We start from the raw sequence: 22,953 nt of genomic DNA, 5'->3' as shown, positions 1-22,953 counted from the left end.
CTCCAAAAAAACGAGTCTCACCGTGGCGATGGCCGGTGCCTATCGTCTCGGGGAAAAAGGCGGGCGACACCATAATCAGTGTCGCCCAATATTTTCAGAATGACACAGCGCCCTTAGGTTGTGGAAGCCCAGACTGAGGTAGTCAGGCGCCGTGTCGTGGTTTTGGGTCTTACTGCGGTTCTTGATCGTATCGCGTTCTTGATCGTGTATAGCCCGAGTAGACCGCCGTTACTCGGAGCCGCCTGCTTCATTCTCGATGCCGCTGAGCTCGTTTTCACGGTCAAGCAGGTAACGAGTCAGCAATGCCACAGGGCGACCAGTAGCCCCCTTGTTGCTGCCACTGTTCCAGGCCGTACCGGCGATATCCAGATGGGCCCAGGGGTATTCGGTGGCGAAACGCGACAGGAAGCAGCCGGCAGTGATGGTGCCAGCCGGCCGGCCACCGATATTGGCCAGATCGGCAAAGTTGGAATCCAACTGTTCCTGATATTCGTCCCACAGTGGCAGGTGCCAGGCGCGGTCCCAGGCAGTTACGCCGGCATCGAGCAGGTCCAGCGCCAGGTCATCATCATTCGCCATCAGCCCTGTCGCCTGGTGGCCCAGGGCGATGATCGCGGCGCCGGTAAGGGTGGCGATATCGACTACGCTGGCTGGCTTGAAGCGTTCGGCATAGGTCAGCGCATCACACAACACCAGACGACCTTCGGCATCGGTGTTGAGCACTTCCACGGACAGGCCCTTGAGGGTCTTGATGATATCGCCGGGCTTGGTGGCACGGCCATCGGGCATGTTCTCGGCACTGGCAACGACACCGATCACATTGAGTTTGGGTTTGATGGCAAGAATAGCGGCCATGGTGCCGAAAACGCTGGCGGCACCACACATGTCGAATTTCATTTCGTCCATGCCGGCGCCGGGCTTGATCGAAATACCGCCGGTATCGAAGGTGATGCCCTTGCCAACCAGCACATGCGGGGCTTCCTCGGCATCATCGGCACCGCGATAGTGCATCACGATCAGGCGTGAGGGTTCTTCACTGCCACGGCCCACGGACAGCAGAGAGTGGGCGCCGAGGGCCTCCAGGGCTTCCTCGTCGAGAATTTCCGCGGACATGGCGCCGCCAGATTCTGCCGCCATGCGCTCGGCCTGAGCCGCCAGGTAGCGTGGGGTGCAGACATTGCCGGGCAGGTTGCCCAACTGGCGTGTCAGGTTGATGCCTTGGCCCACGGCCTCACCGATGCGAGCACCTTGCTGCGCGACATCGATGTCATCCCCGTTGCTGAGCAGGATGCCGACACTCTCGAGGGTCGGAGCAGGGGCGGGTTCACTCTTGAAATCGTTGAACTGGTAGCGGGCTCGCAGCGCGCTTTCGGCAATCTTGCCAGCTTTCCAGCCGACGTCACGCTCTTCAACCGGTGCATCGGTCAGGGTCACGGCAACGTCGTCGAGCTTGAGTTGTCCCAGAGCTGTGAACGTTGCATCGGCCGCTTTGCAGAAGGCACCTTCCTGAAATTTTGCGCGCTCACCAAGGCCGACCAACAGCAGGCGCTCCGCAGACAGGCCGGGAGCAAACGGAACCAACTGTACTTTGCCCAGTCCAGGAGTGAAGTCGCCGCGCTCGATCAGTTGCTGTATCAGGCGCTCGCTGGCGTCGTCGAGCTTGGCTGCAGCCGGGAGCAGTTCGCCGTCCTTGAACACCGGGACCACCATGCAGGCGGTTTCGACTTTGACAGGGTTGGCCGTCGTAACAGGGAATTCCATGCTGACTCCACAAGACAAGCTGAGAGGGATTCGGGATAATGCAGGCATAGGAAACACTGTTCACGAGACTGCTGACGCACTATTGGCTCAACCGCCAACGCAACTGCACGTTAGGTCCTGTGCGATTGAAACTTTCCGGAAGTTCTCCGTAAGCTGCTGATTTTTAAAGCATGCTTACGATCTCGGAGGGTTTCAAACAGCCTGGCCTTCGCTTGTCATGCTGGGTCAGCACTCTCTTCACTCTGAGTTTCCGTTGTCGCCTCCTGGCCAGTGTACCCCACGCATTGCCGGCAATGCATGGTTATCGGCGCAGGTGATTAAGGTCGACGATATGAGCAGTATTATCAAGTCGGCACCCCCTGGTGGTCGAAGGGTGGTTACACTAGGCAAGGACGAGATGAAAAAGTACAAGACGGGAAAGTACAAGACGGGAAAGTACGAGATGGAACAAGCACAAGGCGTGATGCCTTTGGCCAGGAGCCCAGGAGCCCAGGAGTAAAGTTTGATCATATTTCGTTATCTGACGCGCGAGATCCTGCTGACCATGTCTGCTGTGGCGGGCGTGCTGTTGCTGGTCATCATGGGCAGTCGCTTCATTCGCTACTTCACCAGCGCCGCTGATGGCGATATTCCTGTCAGCATCCTGGGAACGTTGATGCTGTTCCACATGCCAGGATTTCTTGAGCTGATTCTGCCGCTGTCTTTCTTTCTGGGCATCCTGCTGGCGTACGGACAGCTTTACCTCAACAGTGAGATCACTGTGCTGGTGGCCTGTGGCACCAGCCCCAACCGGCTGTTGACCGTGACCCTGCTGCCAGCCCTCATCGTTGCTGTCCTGGTGGGGGCGTGCAGCATGTGGTTGACTCCGACAAGCTCGCTGCATAACGAGCTGCTGCTGGAAGAGCAGCGCAGCAATGTGGATTTCTCGTCACTGACGCCTGGACGCTTCCAGAGCTTCGGCAGTGGGCGGACTGCCTATGCCAATGATGTGGACGAGGATGACCGACGCCTGCAGGAAGTGTTCATCAGTGAATCCCAGAAGCGTAGTGATGGAACGCCGGAAAACGTGGTGACTCGCGCTTCCCTGGGGTACCAGACTACCGACGAGGATACCGGTAGCCGCTATCTGGTACTTGAAGATGGTGACCGCTATAGCGTGGAAGCTGGGCGTGCCGAAGCAGAGCGCCTGGAGTTCGGCACTTATGCTGTGCGCCTGACGAGGGCTTCCGAAGCGGTCGAGACCGATGATGCCGAGTTTGCGACCACAACGGATTTGCTGAAAGGCATCGACGATCCAGAAGCCATGGCGCAGCTACAGTGGCGCTTGGGCGCTCCGGTGATGGTGCTGATCCTGACATTGCTGGCGATGCCGTTGTCCAAGGTCAATCCACGCCAGGGTCGTTTTGCCAAGCTGCTGCCGGCGATCTTCATCTATGTGGCCTATCTCAGCCTGTTGCTGGCGACCATGGATGCTGTAGGTAAAGGCAAGATTCCAGGAGTGATCGGCATGTGGCCGATTCACCTGGCGTTCCTGGCCATTGGCCTGCTGTTGACCTTCAATGCCCAACGCAAGGGGATGAGCGGATGATTCTCGATCGCCTGGATGGCTACATCGCTCGCAATGTTCTCTTTGCCATCATCGTGGTGCAGGTAGTGCTGTTAGGCCTCGACCTGATCATTGCCTATATCGATAACCTCGGTGATATCGAAGGGGGTTATGGTGCCTTCGATGTATTGGTCTATCTGTGCATGCGTCTGCCTTGGCGTTTTTACCAGTACTCGCCAGTGGGCGTGTTGATCGGTGCCCTGATTGGCCTGGGTAGCATGGCGTCGAGCAATGAACTGACAGTGATGCGTGCTGCAGGGCGTTCCTTGACCCGCATCCTGTGGGGCGTGATGAAGCCGATCATTCTGGTTGTCGTCATCGTGCTATGTGTTGCCGAGTTCGTCAGTCCCCGTACGGAACAGTTTGCCGAAGCCTGGAGAGTGCAGAAGCAGCAAGGTGCAGGCACCTTGATTACCGAAAGGGGGGGATGGCAGCGCGAAGGGGATGACTTCTACCGTTTCGCCACGATTCGTTCCGATGACACCGTGCTTGGCGTGACCCGGTACCACTTCGACAACCACAAGTTGCTTTCCGTGACCACGGCCAAGCAGGCTGTCTGGCAGGATGATCACTGGCAGCTCCAGGAGGTTGCCGTGACACACATCAGCGAGGACAGCACGCGGGTTGAGGTCGTGCCTACCATGCGCTGGGATACGGCCATGTCGCCCCAGCAGCTGGCACGCCTGCTGCGGGATGTAGAAACCCAGGCGCCTTCCGAACTGTGGGCCTATGCCCAGTATCTGGAAGCGGAAGGTCAAGGGGCGACACAGCCGTTGCTGTATTTCTGGCAGAAGGTGCTGATGCCGCTGACCATGGCTTCTCTGGTGCTGGTCGCTGCCTCTTTCGTGTTCGGTCCGCTACGCAGTGTGGCTGCCGGCACCAGGGTGTTCTATGGCGTAATCACCGGCCTGATTTTCAAGTACATGCAGGACCTGCTGGCGCCGGCTTCTACTGTGTTCGGTTTTTCTCCAGCCTGGGCAGTGCTGGCGCCGACGATGCTCTGCGTGGTGTTCGGTTTGTACCTGCTGCGGCGCAGCGGATGAGCAGGTACTTCACCCAACTCGACGATGTATGGCCGGCGGGACTTGGCCGGCGCCTTGGCGCCATGCTTTACGATGGCTTCCTGGTGCTGGCCATCTGGGTCGCTATCAGCGCATTGCATGTGCTGGTGGTGCGCAAGCTGCTTGGTCTGCCAGCAGAAGCGGTAGGACAGGGAAACTGGCAAGTCTTTACCTTGCGCATGTTGATGCTGGGTTCGGCATTTCTGTTCTTTGCCTTCTTCTGGTGCCGGGGGGGCATGACACTCGGCATGCAGGCCTGGCGCCTGCGGGTACAAGGACAGGACGGAGCCCCCATCAGCCTGCGCCAGGCCATGATACGGTTCGCTGTGGGCACGCTGTCTTTCCTGGTGTTTGGCCTGGGGTATCTGTGGGTACTGTTCGATGGCCAGCGGCGCAGCTGGAGCGATATGGTCTCAGGCAGTCAGGTGGTGGTACTGCCCAAGGCTGTAAAAGGTAGTGGATCCTGACCTGACCCTCCCTTCATGTCACCAGATGCTCCAATGCGTTTCTCAGGCGCCCCAGCAGATGGTGTGCATCTGCCTCATTCCAGTCGGTAAAACCGAGAATGAACCCCGTCCTCACCAATATGTCCTGACCGCGGTTGGCCGGAGAGCCTCTGTCGGCTGGGTAATAGCGTGACAGCGGGTCGATCGCGATGCCCTCATGACGTAATGTCTCTGCAATCCACTGGTCCCAGGACCTTGTGGTTGCCTGAGTCTTGTCAGAAGGTACCCTGCTCTCTGGAAGTGCTTCATTGAGCGGCGGACGTAGCCGTACCAGAACATGCATACCCCCAGCGGGCAAATCCCACTCGCACCACGTCGACAAGTACTCTTCCAGCAGCACCAGCAATGCATCCCGTCGTTGGCGATAATGTCTGCGCATACGGTTCAGGTGGCGTCCGAAATTCCCCTGATGCATGAAATCTGCCAGAGCAGGCTGCATGGCCAACGAGGCCGTATTGCCCAATGCACTTTGCGAAGCTTCAAGAGTGGCGCACATGCTGGGAGGGGCGACGATATAGCCCAGTCTCAAGCCCTTGAACATCACCTTTGAAAAGCTGCCCAGCAGCAGGGTGTGCTCGGAATGGTCAGCCTGGAACAGCGGGACTGTAGCCGCACCTTCGTAGCGGAATTCGTTGTCGTAATCATCTTCTACCATCCAGGTGTTCCCCTCTGACAAGCGCTGTAGCCACGCTTGGCGGCGCTGGCGGCTCATGCCTGTACCCAAGGGGAAATGCTGACAAGGGGTGCAGACCACTATGTCAGGCCCTGGGCCAGGAGGAAGCGTCAGTCCTTCATCATCCAGGGCCAGCCAGCGGGCATGTTTGCCGTAATGGTCAATGGCTTCGCGTATGGGGGGGTAACAAGGGGCTTCGAGCCACCAGCCAGCATCCGCAGCGGTGATCTTCAGAGCATGGCAGACCAGGCTCAATGAATCGCGGTTGCCGCCGGTAACGACAATCTGCTGAGCGGCTACCGTCACGCCACGTACCTGATGAAGGTATTCCGCAATCGCCTCGCGCAACACGAACAGCCCACCAGGAGCACTACCGTGCAAGACTTCCCGTGAGGGAGATAGCCAGCTACGGCGCAGGCTGGCTGCCCAGGCACGGGCAGGGAACAAGCGATAGTCAGGAAGTGCAGACAGCCGATAACGGGTCTCTCCGGGAGAGTGTGGCATGCCAGAGGCTGTCTCGGTGAAGCGGGAAGGGCGAGCAGGTTCCGTGATCACGCGAGAGGGAGAGATAGAACGGCGTGAACTGGGCCGGGCAAGATCAGTGGCAGAGTGAGCGATGAACAAGCCGCGGCGTGGCTCGCTGGTGACATAGCCTTCAGCCAGTAGCTGGTCCAGCGCACGGGCCGTTGTAGTGCGCGACACCCCCAAGGTATCAGCGAGCTGGCGCGATGATGGTAAACGCTCCCCTGGCTGCAACCGGCCGTCGTGAATCGCGGCAATGACCTGTTCGATCAACTGCGCATAGATGGCGGTTCCGTTGCGACTCCAAGTGAGTCGCAGTCCGGAAGCTGTCAGCTTCTTCTGGCCTTGTATTTTTTTCACCAACTGGCTCTCTTCTGAGTATCCAGGTCAGTTTAGTCTGGAACAATCTCTTGCGGACCAGCGAGTTTCGTACGAGCAAATTTCTACATGGCTAGAGGAGAGCATCATGTCAGATGAAAGTGTCATGTCAGATCAAAACAGCATGCCGGACTTGAAGGTAACCGGCCGCACCAAAATCAAGCGTGGTGCCAATCGGGCATCCTTTGATCGCAAAGCGGCCTATGCGTTGATCGACCATAGCGTAGTGTGTCACCTGGCTCATTTGGTGGAAGGACATGTCGTGGTCACGCCGACCTGTCATTGGCGAGAAGGTGATCACCTGTATTGGCATGGGCATCGACTGGCTCGAAACGTCGTCAGTCCTGGTCAAGGCCGTGGAAATACAGAGGTTTCCATCAATATCTGTGCATTGGATGGCTTGGTGCTGGCACGTTCAGCCTTCCATCATTCGGTGAACTATCGCTCGTTGACCCTGTTCGGGATACCAGAGGAAATCACCAACGACGAACAGAAAGCCCTTCATCTGGAGCGTTTTGTGGACAAGCTGTACCCAGGCCGGTGGGCACAGCTACGCCCGATGACCCGTCAGGAGTTGGCAGCGACAGGTGTGTCGCGTATTCCAATCAATGAAGCGTCCCTGAAGGTGCGTAGTGGTATGCCGGTCGACGATGAGGCTGACCTTGACTGGCCAGCTTGGGCAGGCGTCGTGCCGAGGGAGTCTATATGGGGCAAGGCCTTGCCGGATTCACATGTGACCAAGGAGCAGGAGAGACCAGTGCTGGGTGAGGGGCTTTTCTAATCATGGTGGCCTGTCTAATCGGGCTGTCTAACTATGCTGGACAGCAATCTTCATGAATCTTGATGGAATGGTTGGCAGGGGCGTGAGTATTTTCGTGGAAGTACTCGCGGACCCTGTCTCTTTTCAAATCAGTATGTTTCGGTCTGCTTGTAGTGCGTTATAGCACTACTGTATTAATTCTTTTTAGTGCCACTTGTTATTATAGGTATGTGAGATTATTCAATAAATTCATGCCGTTACCCTCTTGTTAGTACAATTTAGTGAGTTTCATTGGATTTTTTCCCTCCGTAGTACGAGGTGTGGCAATTTCATGTAGGAAGCATCCCGGTTTTATGGAATGTCGGCTGTGACAGACTTCTCTGCCAAGTATGCGTGTGCTTACCGGCCTATTTTGGGCATGGGCTGGTGTTCTTGATGTTCCTTGTTCAAGGCTGACTCAAGAAAAGAGCGGACGTTGTTGGGGGGCAAATATTGGTGTTGCTACCCCGTACCCTAGGAGGCAAGAGACTCTTTCATGAAAATGACAATCGAACTTATTAGCCGTGCTGGCTCCCAGCACCGGGTGATTTCCTCATTGGACAACACCGTCACTCTTCAGATTGTAGAACCCAGTGTGGTGCGAGTGCATGAGTCAGCCGACAGTGTCGTCAGCTACGCCCGTCAGGGTGACGATCTGCTGATTCATAATGACGAGCGTGTCATTCAACTGTCCCAGTTCTTCCAGGCGGATGCCCAGGGCCAGACAAGTGATCTGGTGCTTGGCGACACACTTCAGACAGCCACCCACGTCACTTTTTCTCAAGCCCAGGACCAGGCGGCCGCAGCATCTGCCGATGAGGCCGTGGTACTGACGCCGCAACTGGCTGCACTTCCGGAGGCCCTGGCCCAGACCCTGGCGAATGTCGGTGATGAAACGCTGGGTGAAGGGCAGGCGGACGTGCAAGTCTCCGTCCTGCAGGCAGAAGCGCCTGTGCTGCTGGCCGACGAGGTCCCGAGCCTGAGCATTGACGCGCCCCTGGCGGGTGATGACGTCATCAGTGCCGCCGAATATGGTCAGGCCCTGGAAATTACCGGTACCTCCACTGGTCTGCAGACGGATGATGTGGTGCTGGTGGTGCTGAATGGCAAGACCTACTCCACCGCCGTGGAAGCGGACGGTAGCTGGAAGGTGGTGGTACTGGCCGAGGACATGCTCGCGGTGCCGGCTGGCGTGGCCAGTATTGCCGCCAGCGTTACGAGTGCCAGCGGTGCAGTGGTGCAGGATAGTCATTCAGTCTTCGTCATTACCGGTGGGGTGCAGGTCACGATTGATGAACTGGCTGGCGATGGCCTGCTCAACGCCGCCGAAGCTCAGCAGCCGCTGAGCGTGACTGGCTCGGTGAACAACGCCTCGGCAGGCGATGAAGTGGTGGTCAGCGTACTGGACCGCGAGTATACCGGCGTGGTCGATGCCCAGGGCCAGTGGAGCGTGGATGTCCCGGCCGATATCTGGCAGCGCCTGACCGATGGTGACATCAGCGTGACGGCCACGGTGACCAACGCTGGCGGCAACAGTGGCAGTGCCACACGTGAGATGACACTGGACACGCAGATACCGAGCGTGGCCATCAACACCCTGTCTGAAGACGACATCGTCAATGCCGTTGAACATGGTCAGGCGCTGGAAGTTTCCGGCACGACCACCGGCCTGCAGGGCGGAGAGGTGATCAGCGTCGAGCTGGATGGCCAGACCTACACCTCCACCGTAAGTGCCTCTGGCGAGTGGTCCGTCGTGGTCCGTGCCGGTGATGTGGCCGCACTGAGCGATGGCGAGCACACGCTGACCGCCACGGTCGAGAGCCATGCCGGCAACCCGGCCAGCGGCGAGCACACCATGGTGGTCAACACCGTGACCCCGACGGTGACGATCAACAGCCCGCTGGCCGGTGACGGCGTTATCGATGCGACTGAACTGTCCCAGTCACTGGAAGTCAGTGGTACCTCGACCGGCTTGGATGCAGGCTCGATCGTCAATGTTTCTATTGGTGATCATAACTACACCACCGAAGTCGAAGCCGATGGCAGCTGGTTCCTGGGGCTTTCGCGCCTTGAAGTGTCGACGTTCGATGACGGCCTGAAAATTGTCTCAGTGAGCGCCACTAACCCGATCGGCAACACCGGTGAGGCGACCGACTTCGTGGTGGTGAACTCCGAGCAGGGTGCCAACTTCGTGGTGATCGACCCGATCACCGGCGATGACCAGATCAATGCCGCAGAGGCCGCGAGCGAACTGGCGATTACCGGCACCGCGGCACAGGCCCCAGCAGGTGCGGTGGTCACCGTGACCATCGATGGTAAGCAATACACTGGATACGTGGCTGCCGATGGCAGCTGGTCGGTGCCGGTCTCTGCCGATGCCTGGGCCGACCTGGCCGATGGCAATGTCACGGTTAGCGCGGAAGTCTCCAGTGCAGGCAGTTCCGGCAGCGCCACCCGCGATGTGCTGTTGGATACCGAAGCCCCGACCCTGAGCCTGAACCCGCTGGCCGGGGACGACATCATCAATGCCGCCGAACAGCAGCAGGCGCTGGGGGTGAGCGGCACCACTACAGGTCTGACTGGCGGCGAAGTGGTCACGGTCGAGCTGAATGGCAAGAGCTACACCACGACCGTGGATGCGGATGGTAACTGGGAACTGTATATCGGCGCGAAGGATGTCATGGCTCTGGCGGATGGTGAGCATACCGTGGCCGTCAGTGTGAGCGATGCCACAGGCAATCCGGCGAATGTCGAGCGTGATGTCACCGTAGCGGCGGCCAGCCAATCAACCTTGACCATCACTACGCCGCTGGCAGGTGATGGTGTGATCAATGCCGCAGAGCAGGACCAACCGCTGGAAATCAGAGGTACCAGCACAGGCATTACCGCTGGAGAGCCAGTCAATATCACCCTGAATGACAAGAACTACTCCGCCACGGTAGAGGTCGATGGCAGTTGGACGCTGATCGTACCCGTCGAGGATGTGGGGGCTCTGCCTGATGGCATCGCGACGATCGTGGCCAGTGCCACGGATAGCGCAGGCAACACCGTTGATACCAGTCATCAGGTCACGGTGGATACCATGCCGCCGGTGAGAGTCGCTACGATCACGGGCATCACAGAGGATACCGGGACCGCGGGCGACTTCATCACTAGCGACACCAGGCCGGTGATCTCGGGCGGCACCGGTGGGGCGGCTCCGAACCCCGATATCCGGGTGGAGGTCAGTCTGGATGGTGGTCAGACCTGGCAGCCGGCTTCCACACCCGCGGCGGATGGCTACTGGGAATATGCGGTCGAACAGGACCTGGTGGATGGTCAGTACGATGTCATGGCACGTCTGATCGACGCCGCAGGGAACTGGAGCCAGCCAGATACGGTGACCATGGTTGTGGATACCACTGCGCCGACTATTGTGATCGGGACCCTGGCAGAAGACGATATCATCAATGCCACTGAACATAAGCAGGCGTTGATCGTTAGTGGTTCTACCAGTGGTCTTGTTGGTGGCGAGCAAGTTCAAGTCACGCTGAATGGCAAGAGCTATACCGCGGCTGTGGCGACCAATGGTACTTGGTCGCTGAACGTCCCAGCAGATGATGTTTCAGCACTGAAGAATATGGAATATACCGTCACGGCTTCGGTGAATGATGCTGCTGGGAATGCTGAGAGTACAGAGCGTGTCTTGACTGTCGATGCTCAACTGACTCTTGTCAGAGGCTCGGAGAATTTTGAAGTAGAAGGATCCCCTTCTCTTCAGGAAGGAGAGTCATACACTTATGCTTCAGGCCTAACGTTAACAGGAATTAAAGGTCGAGCTGGAGACGGCCTCGTATATGAAGAGGCTCCTAGTCCGATCCAAGGTACCTCAATCATTTCTAGAGGTTATTCCAATATATCAGGAAATCCTGGAGAGGGAGGTATAGGGGGAGCATCATTTGGTGGGTTGGTTGATTCATTTTCTTTCGAATACAAGTATGTAAATTATGATGCTTTTGTAGAAATCTATGATGCCAATGGAAACCTTATTACGACAGAGCAACTGACTGGTATCAATGAAATTGGTCCCTCTGGACCTTACATTTTCTCATATGACGCGCCGGAAGGCGTCTATGTCGACCACATCCGATTTGACTTTGAGGATGAAGCGGCGGGAGTTGTCATGGACAACTTCGTATGGGGGAGTAAAGTTGGGACGGAAGATTTTGAAGCAGGCACTTCCTATATTAGCGAAGGAGAATCATATACCTATGCTTCAGGTCTGACGTTGACTGGAGTTAAAAATAATGTTGGCAAGGAAAGTGGGAGTGTATTTGAAGTCGCAATTGACCCTATTCAAGGCACATCAATAATTGCCAAGGGTTATGTCACTGAAGCTGGTAGTGCCGGAGAAGGAAGCATTGGTGATGTATCGTTTGGTGGCTTGATTGATTCTTTCTCGTTCCAATACAAGTATGTGAACTATGACGCTTTTGTCGAGATCTATGATGCCAATGGTAATCGTATTGCGACAGAAAAGCTGACAGGAATAAACGAAGTTGGCCCATCAGGACCTTACAACTTTACCTATGAAGCACCTGAAGGAGTTCATATTGACCACATCCGATTTAATATAGAAGATGAAATGGCAGGAGTCGTCATAGATAATTTCGCATGGCAATATAGCCCTGACGTGGCTGCTGTTCAGCATGAAGGAATCGAGAGCCTCCAAGGGGACGATATCACAGCGCTCCACAATGCAGCTCTGGATACTGACGACAGCACCATTGCTGGCACGGTGAATGATGATCAGCTGGAAAGTACTGCCGCCAACGATCACTTCACCATTGGCAACGGTGGCAATGACACCCTGACTTATCGCCTGCTGGATGCGACCGATGCCACGGGTGGTAACGGTGCTGATCATGTCGGAGGCTTTACTGTCGGCAAGGCGGATAGCACGTCGGATGCTGACCGTATCGATCTCAGTGAGCTGCTGGCCGACAGCGGTTATCAAGGTGCTGCCGGTGGTGAGGTGGATGCCAAGGCGCTGGCCGACTATCTCAAGGTGACAGTAAAAGGCAGCGATACCGAGATTGCCATCGACCGTGATGGTGCCGCGGGTACCACACATGAGATGACCACCTTGGCGACGCTTTCCGGTGTGCAGACGGACCTGGCCACGCTGTTGGCCAATCATCAGCTGGTGGTTAGCTAAGTCACCTGGCCCGCGGAGGAACCTCCGTGGGCCAGGCTGATGTGTCGTACAAAGTGAAATTTCCATTCCCTACCCATCCCTAGTGGGTAACCTTGGGCCGCCATAGCGGCCCTTTTTTCATGCCATCTCAACTTGCATGTCTTTTGCTTTTTCGAACTGGAAGTATCAATAGGCCCTTCAAGGGAGAGAATACCTGTATCAGCCGGAGTCGATCTTATGGTCTCTTCTCTGATGCTTTGTCATGAGTCTGCTCCATCATTGCCTGAAGGTTGTGATCATATGCCGGTTTTAGGTCCGGTATATGCTGTAGTTCCAGATAATATTATAGATGAATAATATGTTTCTCATAAAAAACATAAGGTTATGATTGTTGTAGGATTTTTTTTGCTATTTTGTTGTATTTTCCTTCCCTCTTTAGGCTATTTGTGAATGGTTTAAAGAGGTGCGTTTGTTCCTTGTTTAGTGTGTTTTGTCATAGTGTTTATGCAGATTGATATAACCGTTTTCAATGTAAGGTGGCGTGCTTTTTGTGGCCCGATCGGGTGTGGTCAGCATGAGGGTGGTGAATAGAAAGTATGTGGATTGAGAGTGGTAAAAAAGCATTAGTCAAGAGGAGTTGTAAGAAGTGTTGGATAACAAATATTGGCTAAATAGTTTTAATATGTTCGGTGATAAATGCCTGGTTATATAGACTGGGTTTTAAAGCTGGATTATTAGCAGCTGGCTATCAAAGCTCGCGTCATCAAACTACGGGGTTATCGCTTGTCGTGCCCCAGGCAGTAGCCGTTTTTCTTGCCTATTTCCCGATTTCCCATATTTGACTTGTATTGCATCGAGACAAGGAGGCTTATTATGCCCTCAATGATTGACATTATCAGCCGTGATCAGCATGTGCGTCAGTCCATTTCTTCGACCCATGGGATCGTCACTTTGGTACTCGATACACCCAGTGTGGTGCGAGTGCATGAGTCAGCCGGCAGTGTTGTCAGCTACGCCCGTCAGGGTGATGACCTGCTGATTCATAATGACGAGCGTGTTATTCAACTGTCCCAGTTCTTCCAGGCGGATGCCCAGGGCCAGACAAGTGATCTGGTATTTGGCAGCACGCTGCAGACGGCCACCCACGTCACCTTTTCTCAAGCCCAGGTCCAGGCGGCCGCGGCATCTGCCGATGAGGCCGTCGTGCTGACACCGCAACTGACCGCGCTTCCGGAGGCCCTGGCCCAGACCCTGGCCAATGCTAATAGTGAAAAACTGGCTGAAGCACAAGGTGAAGAACAGGCTGAAGGGCAGGCAGACGCACAAGTCTCCACCCTGCAGGCCGAAGCGCCTGTGCTGCTGGCCGACGAGGTCCCGAGCCTGAGCATTGACGCGCCCCTGGCGGGTGATGACGTCATCAGTGCCGCCGAATATGGTCAGGCCCTGGAAATTACCGGTACCTCCACTGGTCTGCAGACGGATGATGTGGTGCTGGTGGTGCTGAATGGCAAGACCTACTCCACCGCCGTGGAAGCGGACGGTAGCTGGAAGGTGGTGGTACTGGCCGAGGACATGCTCGCGGTGCCGGCTGGCGTGGCCAGTATTGCCGCCAGCGTTACGAGTGCCAGCGGTGCAGTGGTGCAGGATAGTCATTCAGTCTTCGTCATTACCGGTGGGGTGCAGGTCACGATTGATGAACTGGCTGGCGATGGCCTGCTCAACGCCGCCGAAGCTCAGCAGCCGCTGAGCGTGACTGGCTCGGTGAACAACGCCTCGGCAGGCGATGAAGTGGTGGTCAGCGTACTGGACCGCGAGTATACCGGCGTGGTCGATGCCCAGGGCCAGTGGAGCGTGGATGTCCCGGCCGATATCTGGCAGCGCCTGACCGATGGTGACATCAGCGTGACGGCCACGGTGACCAACGCTGGCGGCAACAGTGGCAGTGCCACACGTGAGATGACACTGGACACGCAGATACCGAGCGTGGCCATCAACACCCTGGCCGAAGATGACATCGTCAATGCCGTTGAACATGGTCAGGCGTTGGAAGTTTCCGGCACGACCACCGGCCTGAAGGGCGGTGAGGTGATCAGCGTCGAGCTGGATGGCCAGACCTACACCTCCACCGTAAGTGCCTCTGGCGAGTGGTCCGTCGTGGTCCGTGCCGGTGATGTGGCCGCACTGAGCGATGGCGAGCACACGCTGACCGCCACGGTCGAGAGCCATGCCGGCAACCCGGCCAGCGGCGAGCACACCATGGTGGTCAACACCGTGACCCCGACGGTGACGATCAACAGCCCGCTGGCCGGTGACGGCGTTATCGATGCGACTGAACTGTCCCAGTCACTGGAAGTCAGTGGTACCTCGACCGGCTTGGATGCAGGCTCGATCGTCAATGTTTCTATTGGTGATCATAACTACACCACCGAAGTCGAAGCCGATGGCAGCTGGTTCCTGGGGCTTTCGCGCCTTGAAGTGTCGACGTTCGATGACGGCCTGAAAATTGTCTCAGTGAGCGCCACTAACCCGATCGGCAACACCGGTGAGGCGACCGACTTCGTGGTGGTGAACTCCGAGCAGGGTGCCAACTTCGTGGTGATCGACCCGATCACCGGCGATGACCAGATCAATGCCGCAGAGGCCGCGAGCGAACTGGCGATTACCGGCACCGCGGCACAGGCCCCTGCAGGTGCGGTGGTCACCGTGACCATCGATGGTAAGCAATACACCGGATACGTGGCTGCCGATGGCAGCTGGTCGGTGCCAGTCTCTGCCGATGCCTGGGCCGACCTGGCCGATGGCAACGTCCCTGTCACGGCAGAAGTTTCCAGCGCAGGTAGTTCCGGCAGCGCCACCCGCGATGTGCTGTTGGATACCGAAGCTCCGACCCTGACGCTGAATCCGCTGGCCGGGGACGACATCATCAATGCCGCCGAACAGCAGCAGGCGCTGGGTGTCAGCGGTACCACCACAGGGTTGTCTGGCGGCGAAGTGGTGACGGTCGAGCTGAATGGCAAGAGCTACACCACGACCGTGAGTGCGGATGGTAACTGGGAGCTATACATTGGCGCGAAGGATGTCACGGCTTTGGCGGATGGTGAGCATAGTGTGACCGCCAGCGTGAGTGATGCCGCAGGCAATCCGGCGAATGTCGAGCGTGATATCACCGTAGCGGCATCGGGCCTCCCGACCCTGACTATCACTACGCCGCTGGCCGGTGATGATGTGATCAATGCTGCCGAGCATGAGCAGCTCCTGCCGATCACCGGAGCGTCAACAGGCCTGGCGGCAGGCACGTTGGTGACGGTGGAACTCAACGGCAAGACCTACAGCACAGGCATTGCAGCGGATGGTAGCTGGTCCATGGCCATGTCGGCGGCGGATGTCAGTGCGCTGCCGGATGGGACGGCGGTGATCGTGGCCAGTGCCACGGATAGCGCAGGCAACACCGTTGATACCAGCCATCAGGTCACGGTGGATACCATACCGCCAGCGCTTGCCATTGATCCGATCAGTGACGATGGCGTGATCAATGCCGAGGAGGCTGCGGCTGGCGTGCCCATCAGCGGTACGGCAGAGCCTGGCGCGGAGGTCGTGGTTCAGGTAGGTGATAACGAATATATCATCACCGCTGGCGATGACAGCGCTTGGTCGGTGATGGTGCCTGCAGAAGTCTGGGAAAGCTTACCTGAAGGAGAGATCAGCGTTACAGCCACTGCGACCGACAGTGTCGGCAACAGCAGTGGCGCGGAACGCAGTGCTCTGCTGGAGACCTCGCTGAGTGTCTTGACCATCGATGGCTTCATCGATGATGTGGGGCCGGTGACGGGGGAAGTCACGACCAGTGGCACGCTGACAGACGATGCGACACCGACACTGTTCGGTTCTCTCAATGCACCATTGAAGGACGGCTACCAGCTAGTCATTGCCTCAAAAACAGGAGACGTTATCGGTAACTCCAGCCTTCCGGTGTTCCAGGATGATTTCCAGATCACGGATTCATCATGGTCTTTTGCCCTGCCAGAAGACTTTGCACTACCTGAAGGGGTGAATGACCTATATGCCTACGTATGGGCACCAAGGCCTGATAATGGCAGTTATGGCCTTGTCGTCGAGAGTAATGATTTTTCGATCCACGTCGACAGTGAGGCGGGTAACCTCCCGACCCTGACCATTACCACGCCGTTGGCCGGCGATGATGTGATCAATGCCATCGAGCATGACCAGCCGCTGGAAATCCGTGGTACCTCTACCGGCCTTGCTGCTGATGACGTGGTACGTGTCAGCCTGAATGGCAAGGACTATGCCGCTGTTGTGGCGTCGGATGGTAGCTGGGCACTGGTTGTATCGGCGGCGGATGCCAGTGCCTTGCCGGATGGGGCAGTAGTGATCGCGGCCAGTGCCACGGATAGCGCAGGCAACACCGTTGATACCAGCCATCAGGTCACGGTGGATACTGCGTTGCCTGCACTTGCCATCGACCCGATCAGTGACGATGGCGTGATCAATGCCGAGGAGGCGGCGGCCGGCGTGGCGATCAGTGGCACAGCAGAGCCGGGCGCGGAGGTCGTGGTTCAGGTAGGCGGTAATGAGTATACCGTCACAGCAGGCAGTGACAGCGCTTGGTCGGTGATGGTGCCAGCGGAGGTCTGGGAGAGCCTGCCTGAAGGAGAGGTCAGCGTTACGGCCACTGCGACCGACAGTGTCGGCAACCGTAATGATGCAGAACGTAGTGCTTTGCTGGAGTCCACTCCAGCGTTTTCTCTGACCATCGATGGCTTCATCGACGATGTAGGGCCGGTGACAGGGGAAGTGACAAACAGTGGTGCGGTAACAGACGATGCGACACCGACATTGTTCGGTTCTCTCAGCGCCCCGCTGAAAGAGGGTGATGAGCTTCTCATCGCGTCTCAAGCCAATAATGCGGTGATAGCGAGTTCAACTAAAAATCCAGAGTATTTCCAGATCACCGATACGTCCTGGTCCTTTACCTTTCCGGAAGATCATGCCCTATCCAATGGTGTGCATGACCTATTCGTTTTCGCGTGGTCATCCACTGTAGATGGCAACTCGACTCTTATTGCCCGAAGTAATGACTTTACGATCCATGTTGACAGTGCGGCGGATACGTTCCCGACCCTGACGATTACCACGCCGCTGGCTGGTGATGATGTGATCAATGCTGCCGAGCATGACCAGCCGCTGGATATCCGTGGTACCTCTACCGAGCTAGCTGGTGGTGATGTGGTGCGTGTCAGCCTGAATGGCAAGGACTATGCCGCTGTTGTGGCGTCGGATGGTAGCTGGACACTTAGCGTGCCCGCGGGAGATGTCGGTGCCTTACCAGAAGGCAGCGTAGTCATCGCCGCTAGTGCTACTAGTGATGCAGGAAATACGGTTGACACCCAGCATACGATCACAGTGGATACCACGCCTCCTTCGAAAGTCGCCAATATCACGGGGATTACGGACGATACCGGCGTTGTGGGAGACTTCATCACCAGCGACACTACGCCAGTGATATCGGGAGGCACAAATGGTGCTCCGTATCCTGAGATGCGGGTAGAGGTCAGCTTGGATGGTGGTAAGACATGGCAGGGGAGTATCAAGCCGAATTCGGGTGGTTATTGGCAGTATGCGGTTGAACAGGAACTGGCGGATGGCCAGTACGAGGTCATGGCACGCCTGGTGGATGCGGCAGGGAACTGGAGTCGGCCAGACTCGGTGACGATGACGGTGGATACCACGCCACCAGTAAGAGTCGCTACTATCGACAGCATCACGGACGATACGGGTGTGGCCGGGGACTTCATCACTAGCGACACCACGCCAGTGATTTCCGGGGGCACCGGTGGTGCAGCTCCGTATGCCGATATTCGGGTGGAAGTCAGCCTCGATAGTGGTAAGACTTGGCATACGGCTTCCACGCCTGCGGCAGATGGCTCCTGGGAGTATGCGGTCGAGCAGGAACTGGCAGATGGCCAGTATGATGTCATGGCGCGCCTGATCGATGCGGCAGGGAACTGGAGTCAGCCGGACACGGTGACCATGATCATCGATACCACTGCACCGACTATCGCCATCGATGTTCTGGCAGGAGATGACATTGTCAATGCCACGGAGCATGGGCAGGCCCTGGTGGTCAGTGGCACCACCAAGGGGCTGGATGGCGGCGAGACAGTCCAGATCACATTAAATGGCAAGACATACACCACGGCCGTGGCGACCGATGGCCGCTGGTCATTGAACGTGCCTGCCAGTGATGTTTCGGCGCTGGCTGATGGCGATTACAGCGTGATTGCTACCGTAGAAGATATTGCGGGTAATCAGGCAAGTACTGCGCGTGACATCAGTGTAGTGGCCGCAAGTGATAGTGCTGCTCTGAGCATCATGGCCCCGCTGGCAGGGGACGATGTGATCAATGCTGTTGAACATGAACAGCCCTTGACGATCACCGGAGGCTCTTCAGGGCTGGCAGCAGGAACCAGTGTCACCGTCGCGCTCAACGGCAAAGACTATGTCACCACGGTAGCAGCGGATGGTGGCTGGGCACTGAGCGTGTCCGCGGGAGATGTCGCTGCCTTGCCGGAAGGTCAGGTGGTGATCACTGCCAGCGCTATCAACGGAATAGGTAATAGCATCAGCACCCAGCACTCGGTCACGGTGGATACTGTGCCTCCGACGACGGGGATCCAATTCACTGCCATTTCCGATGATACTGGAGTGGTCGGTGATTTCATCACGAGTGATACGTCGCTGACGATCCACCTTGTCACGACGGATAACAGCTTATATCCCGGCAACAAAATTCAAGTCAGTCTTGATGGTGGTGCTACCTGGAACGATGCCGAGAGAAACAGTAATTGGGACTGGAGCTACACCCCGGAGCAAACGCTGGCAGATGGTCAATATGACGTAATGGCGCGGACAATCGATCCCGCTGGTAATGTCGGCAAGATGGCCAGCCAGGTCGTGATCGTGGATACCAGGCCGCCGGTGCGAGTCGCCACCATCGACAGCATCACCGAAGATACCGGAGTGGTTGGTGACTTCATCACCAGCGACACCACACCAGTGATTTCCGGAGGCACCGGTGGTGCGGCTCCGTATGCAGGGATTCGAGTGGAAGTCAGCCTCGATGGCGGTAAGACCTGGGATACGGCGTCCACGCCTGCGGCGGATGGCTCCTGGGAGTATGCGGTCGGGCAGGCGCTGGCGGATGGTCAGTATGAGGTCATGGCGCGTCTGATCGATGAGGCAGGAAACTGGAGTCAGCCGGACCAGGTCACCATGACCATCGATACCAAGCCAGCTGCCACTCTGACGATTGATGTGGTCGCGGGTGACGATATCATCGATGCACAGGAAGCCGCGACATCGGTGACCATCAGTGGTGATAGCACGGGTCTGGTAGCAGGTACCAAGATTGCCATCTCCGTTGCGGGCGAAAGCTCCCAGTTGCCTTTTTTGGCAGAGATTCAAGCCGATGGAAGCTGGCAGATCAATCTGTCGTCCAATGACATTGCTGGCTTGGGAGATGGTTCCTATCTGGTACGTGCTTCGTCATCGGCAGCGGGCGTCAGTGCGGAACGGACGGTGCAGGTGGATACCACGCCTTCGGTCGTTTCTGAAATCACCATCGATGGTTTTGTTGATGATCAAGGGCCGGCGACGGGTGACGTGACCGCCAGTGGCTCGGTCACGGATGATGCGACGCCGACATTGTATGGTTCTCTGGATGCACCACTGAAAGAAGGTTATCAACTGGTCATCGCTGATAAATCGACAGGCCAGGTAATAGCTAACTCTGCTGTTCAAGATGTTCAGATCACAGCTACATCATGGTCCTATGCAGTGCCATCAACAAATGCACTGATCAACGGCGTACATGATTTAGTCGCTTATGTGTGGGATAGCAATAATAGTGGTATTGATGATAGTGCTGTTATTGCTGAAAGCAATGTGTTTGGCATTACGGTAGATGCTGCAGGGCCGGCGATTGCGATCAATACCCTGGCGGGAGACGATATTGTCAATGCTGTTGAATACACGCAGGCACTCACAGTCAGTGGTACGACCTCTGGGCTTTCTGGTGGTGAAACGGTTGACGTCACGCTGAATGGCAAGAGCTATATCGCCACCGTGGCGGCCAATGGTAACTGGGCCGTCAATGTGTCGGCAGGCGATGTCGCTGGCCTGGCCAACGGCACGCAGACGGTGGCTGCTTCCGTGCGTGATGCTGTCGGGAACGTTGCGAATGCTGAGCGGGCAGTACTGGTGGATACCACGCCACCGGCGGCGACCATACGCATCACGGCTATTTCAGATGACACCGGTACAGCTGGCGACTTCATTACCAGTGACACGACGCTGACAATCCACGGTTCCCTGGGCAATACCTTGTATGCCGGTAACCGCGTGCAAGTCAGCGTCGATGGCGGAAAGTCTTGGGATTATGCCACGGTCAACAAGACCAATTGGAGTTATGTCGTCCCGAATGCCTTGTCCGAAGGCCAGCATAATATCCAGGCTCGTACCATCGAAACGAAGACAGGCAATGTGGGCAACATGGCCAGCCAGATGGTGACGGTAGATGTTTCTGCACCAACCATCACGATCAATACCCTGGCGGGAGACGATATTGTCAATGCTGTTGAGTACACGCAGGCTCTGACGGTCAGTGGTGCAACCTCGGGGCTTTCCGGTGGTGAGTCGGTTGACGTCACGCTGAATGGCAAGAGCTATACCGCCACCGTGGCGGCCAATGGAAGCTGGTCCATTAATGTGCCGACAGGAGATGTCGCTGGCCTGGCTAACGGCACGCAGACAGTGACTGCTTCCGTGCGTGATGCTGTCGGTAACGTTGCGAATGCAGAGCGGGCAATGCTGGTAGATACTACACCTCCGGCGGCCACCATACGCATCACGGCTATTTCAGATGATACCGGTACGGCTGGTGACTTCATTACCAGTGACACGACCCTGACGATCCATGGCACTCTGGGCAATACTCTGTATTCCGGTAACCGCGTGCAGGTCAGCGTCGATGGCGGCAAGACCTGGGATTTTGCCACAGTCAACCAGACCAATTGGAGTTATGTCGTTCCTAGTGCCTTGTCCGAAGGACAGCACAATGTCCAGGCTCGTACCATCGAAACGAAGACAGGCAATATAGGAAACTTGGCCAGCCAGATGGTGACGATCGATGCCAATGCTGATGCTCCGAAGTTCAAGAACCCTGAGGATTTTGAGGGGTATAGTTCGGAACAAGGGCTTAAGTTTGGTTTATTTACAGTAACAGGAAGTGCATCGGTTATACCAAAAGGTGATGGGGGGATTATCTACCATAATCAATCATCTGCGCTGAAGGTGACTGATGCTGGTGCGCAGCTGACATTAAATAATGGATGGACAGCCAATAAGATCTCTTTCAGGTATGGTGACTCGGAAGATGTTGTAACGGCCCGCTTCTATAATGCCCAAGGCCAATACATTTATTCAGAGAATAAGACTTATCAAACACCCGATGGCTCAACGTACACATCGATAACCTTGCCGTACGGAAACGAATTTGCCTCTGTACACTTTAGTGTCGGATCAAATGATGTTTTCAGGCTGATCTATCTTGACGATATCAAGGTGGAAGGTGGTTCTTTCGGTGCTGACTTGCAGCCGCGCCTGAACTTGTTGAGTGCTCATGATGACATGGTGACAGGAGACGATGTTGGGGCGGTGGCATCCGCGCTGAGTGAACCCGTTGCAGCGCCGTTGGTCACAAGTCATGAAGAAGCCTTGGTAGACAATGTCGTTGCTGGCACCAGCACTGACGACATAATGGAAAGTACGCAAGCCAATGATCACTTCACCATTGGCAACGGTGGCAATGACACCCTGACCTATCGCCTGCTGGACGCAACCGATGCCACCGGTGGCAATGGGGCCGATCGTGTAAGTGGATTTACCGTTGGCAAGGCGGATGCCACGTCGAATGCCGATCGTATCGATCTGCGCGAGTTGCTGGTGGATGGTGGCTACCAAGGTGCGGCTGACGGAGAGGTGGATGCCAAGGCGCTGGCCAACTATCTCAAGGTAACGGTGGAAGGCAGTGATACCGAGATTGCTATCGATCGTGATGGGACCGGAAGCGTGCATGAGATGACTACCATGGTGACGTTGTCTGGTGTGCAGACGGATCTGGCAACACTACTGGCCAACCACCAGTTGGTCGTCAACTAAGGCGAGCTATCAGAGCAGTACACTGCATCAAGCTGGCGGGGGCATGTCCCTCGCCAGCGAAAAGCGGCAGGCTGTACTCGTTTTTAATGAATGCCCCCTAGGTTTGGACCGTCTTTGACGGTCCTTTTTTTATTTCAGCATAATTATAAATAACTATATATATTGATGGATTTTAGTTAAACAAATAACTGCCTTATATTAAATAAGACGTATCTGTGCTGTAATGTATATGTAT

General features: G+C 56.3%; 8 protein-coding genes. 6 read left to right on the top strand and 2 right to left on the bottom strand.

Going from position 1 to position 22,953, the window contains the following annotated elements:
* Positions 1-228: 228 nt before the first annotated feature.
* Positions 229-1,761, bottom strand: a complete 1,533-nt coding sequence (locus tag E4T21_RS18060; protein WP_149286358.1) for a leucyl aminopeptidase — start codon at positions 1,759-1,761, stop codon at positions 229-231.
* 502 nt (positions 1,762-2,263) lie between these two features.
* Here E4T21_RS18060 and lptF point away from each other — a divergent pair.
* Genes lptF through E4T21_RS18045 form a run of 3 tightly spaced genes read left to right on the top strand, consistent with a single transcriptional unit; the run spans position 2,264 to position 4,895 of the window.
* A complete protein-coding gene (lptF, locus tag E4T21_RS18055; protein WP_149286357.1) occupies positions 2,264-3,349 on the top strand; it encodes an LPS export ABC transporter permease LptF in 1,086 nt (361 codons plus the stop codon).
* Positions 3,346-4,410, top strand: coding sequence for an LPS export ABC transporter permease LptG (gene lptG, locus E4T21_RS18050; RefSeq protein WP_149286356.1), 1,065 nt, complete (start codon positions 3,346-3,348; stop codon positions 4,408-4,410). The genes lptF and lptG overlap by 4 nt, the downstream gene beginning before the upstream one ends.
* The gene (locus E4T21_RS18045; RefSeq protein ID WP_149286355.1) at positions 4,407-4,895 is read left to right on the top strand and encodes an RDD family protein; all 489 of its coding nucleotides are present in this window, start codon (positions 4,407-4,409) and stop codon (positions 4,893-4,895) included. The genes lptG and E4T21_RS18045 overlap by 4 nt, the downstream gene beginning before the upstream one ends.
* A gap of 13 nt (positions 4,896-4,908) precedes the next feature.
* Here E4T21_RS18045 and pdxR read toward each other — a convergent pair whose 3' ends face one another.
* Positions 4,909-6,489, bottom strand: a complete 1,581-nt coding sequence (pdxR, locus tag E4T21_RS18040) for a MocR-like pyridoxine biosynthesis transcription factor PdxR (protein ID WP_187775039.1) — start codon at positions 6,487-6,489, stop codon at positions 4,909-4,911.
* A 106-nt stretch (positions 6,490-6,595) separates the two neighbouring features.
* Here pdxR and E4T21_RS18035 point away from each other — a divergent pair, with 106 nt between their 5' ends.
* The 3 genes from E4T21_RS18035 to E4T21_RS18025 all read left to right on the top strand — a co-directional run bounded on the left by E4T21_RS18035 (position 6,596) and on the right by E4T21_RS18025 (position 22,718).
* Complete coding sequence (locus E4T21_RS18035; protein ID WP_187775038.1) at positions 6,596-7,288, top strand: pyridoxamine 5'-phosphate oxidase family protein; 693 nt, start codon at positions 6,596-6,598, stop codon at positions 7,286-7,288.
* Between the two features lie 514 nt (positions 7,289-7,802).
* Positions 7,803-12,503, top strand: a complete 4,701-nt coding sequence (locus E4T21_RS18030) for an Ig-like domain-containing protein (RefSeq protein ID WP_149286352.1) — start codon at positions 7,803-7,805, stop codon at positions 12,501-12,503.
* 852 nt (positions 12,504-13,355) lie between these two features.
* On the top strand, positions 13,356-22,718 hold the full coding sequence (locus E4T21_RS18025) for an Ig-like domain-containing protein (RefSeq protein WP_149286351.1): 9,363 nt from the start codon (positions 13,356-13,358) through the stop codon (positions 22,716-22,718).
* Positions 22,719-22,953: the final 235 nt, after the last annotated feature.

This window comes from Halomonas binhaiensis, assembly GCF_008329985.2.
Classification (GTDB): domain Bacteria; phylum Pseudomonadota; class Gammaproteobacteria; order Pseudomonadales; family Halomonadaceae; genus Halomonas; species Halomonas binhaiensis.
The sequence above is the reverse complement of the archived record's forward strand: the minus strand, read 5'-3'. Positions and strand labels throughout refer to the sequence as shown.

What these genes read in the sequence shown, in the direction of transcription:
- E4T21_RS18060 (WP_149286358.1), bottom strand. Translation starts at nt 1,761, where the DNA reads ATGGAATTCCCTGTTACGACGGCCAACCCTGTCAAAGTCGAAACCGCC.
- lptG (WP_149286356.1), top strand. Translation starts at nt 3,346, where the DNA reads ATGATTCTCGATCGCCTGGATGGCTACATCGCTCGCAATGTTCTCTTT.
- E4T21_RS18045 (WP_149286355.1), top strand. Translation starts at nt 4,407, where the DNA reads ATGAGCAGGTACTTCACCCAACTCGACGATGTATGGCCGGCGGGACTT.
- E4T21_RS18035 (WP_187775038.1), top strand. Translation starts at nt 6,596, where the DNA reads ATGTCAGATGAAAGTGTCATGTCAGATCAAAACAGCATGCCGGACTTG.
- E4T21_RS18030 (WP_149286352.1), top strand. Translation starts at nt 7,803, where the DNA reads ATGAAAATGACAATCGAACTTATTAGCCGTGCTGGCTCCCAGCACCGG.
- E4T21_RS18025 (WP_149286351.1), top strand. Translation starts at nt 13,356, where the DNA reads ATGCCCTCAATGATTGACATTATCAGCCGTGATCAGCATGTGCGTCAG.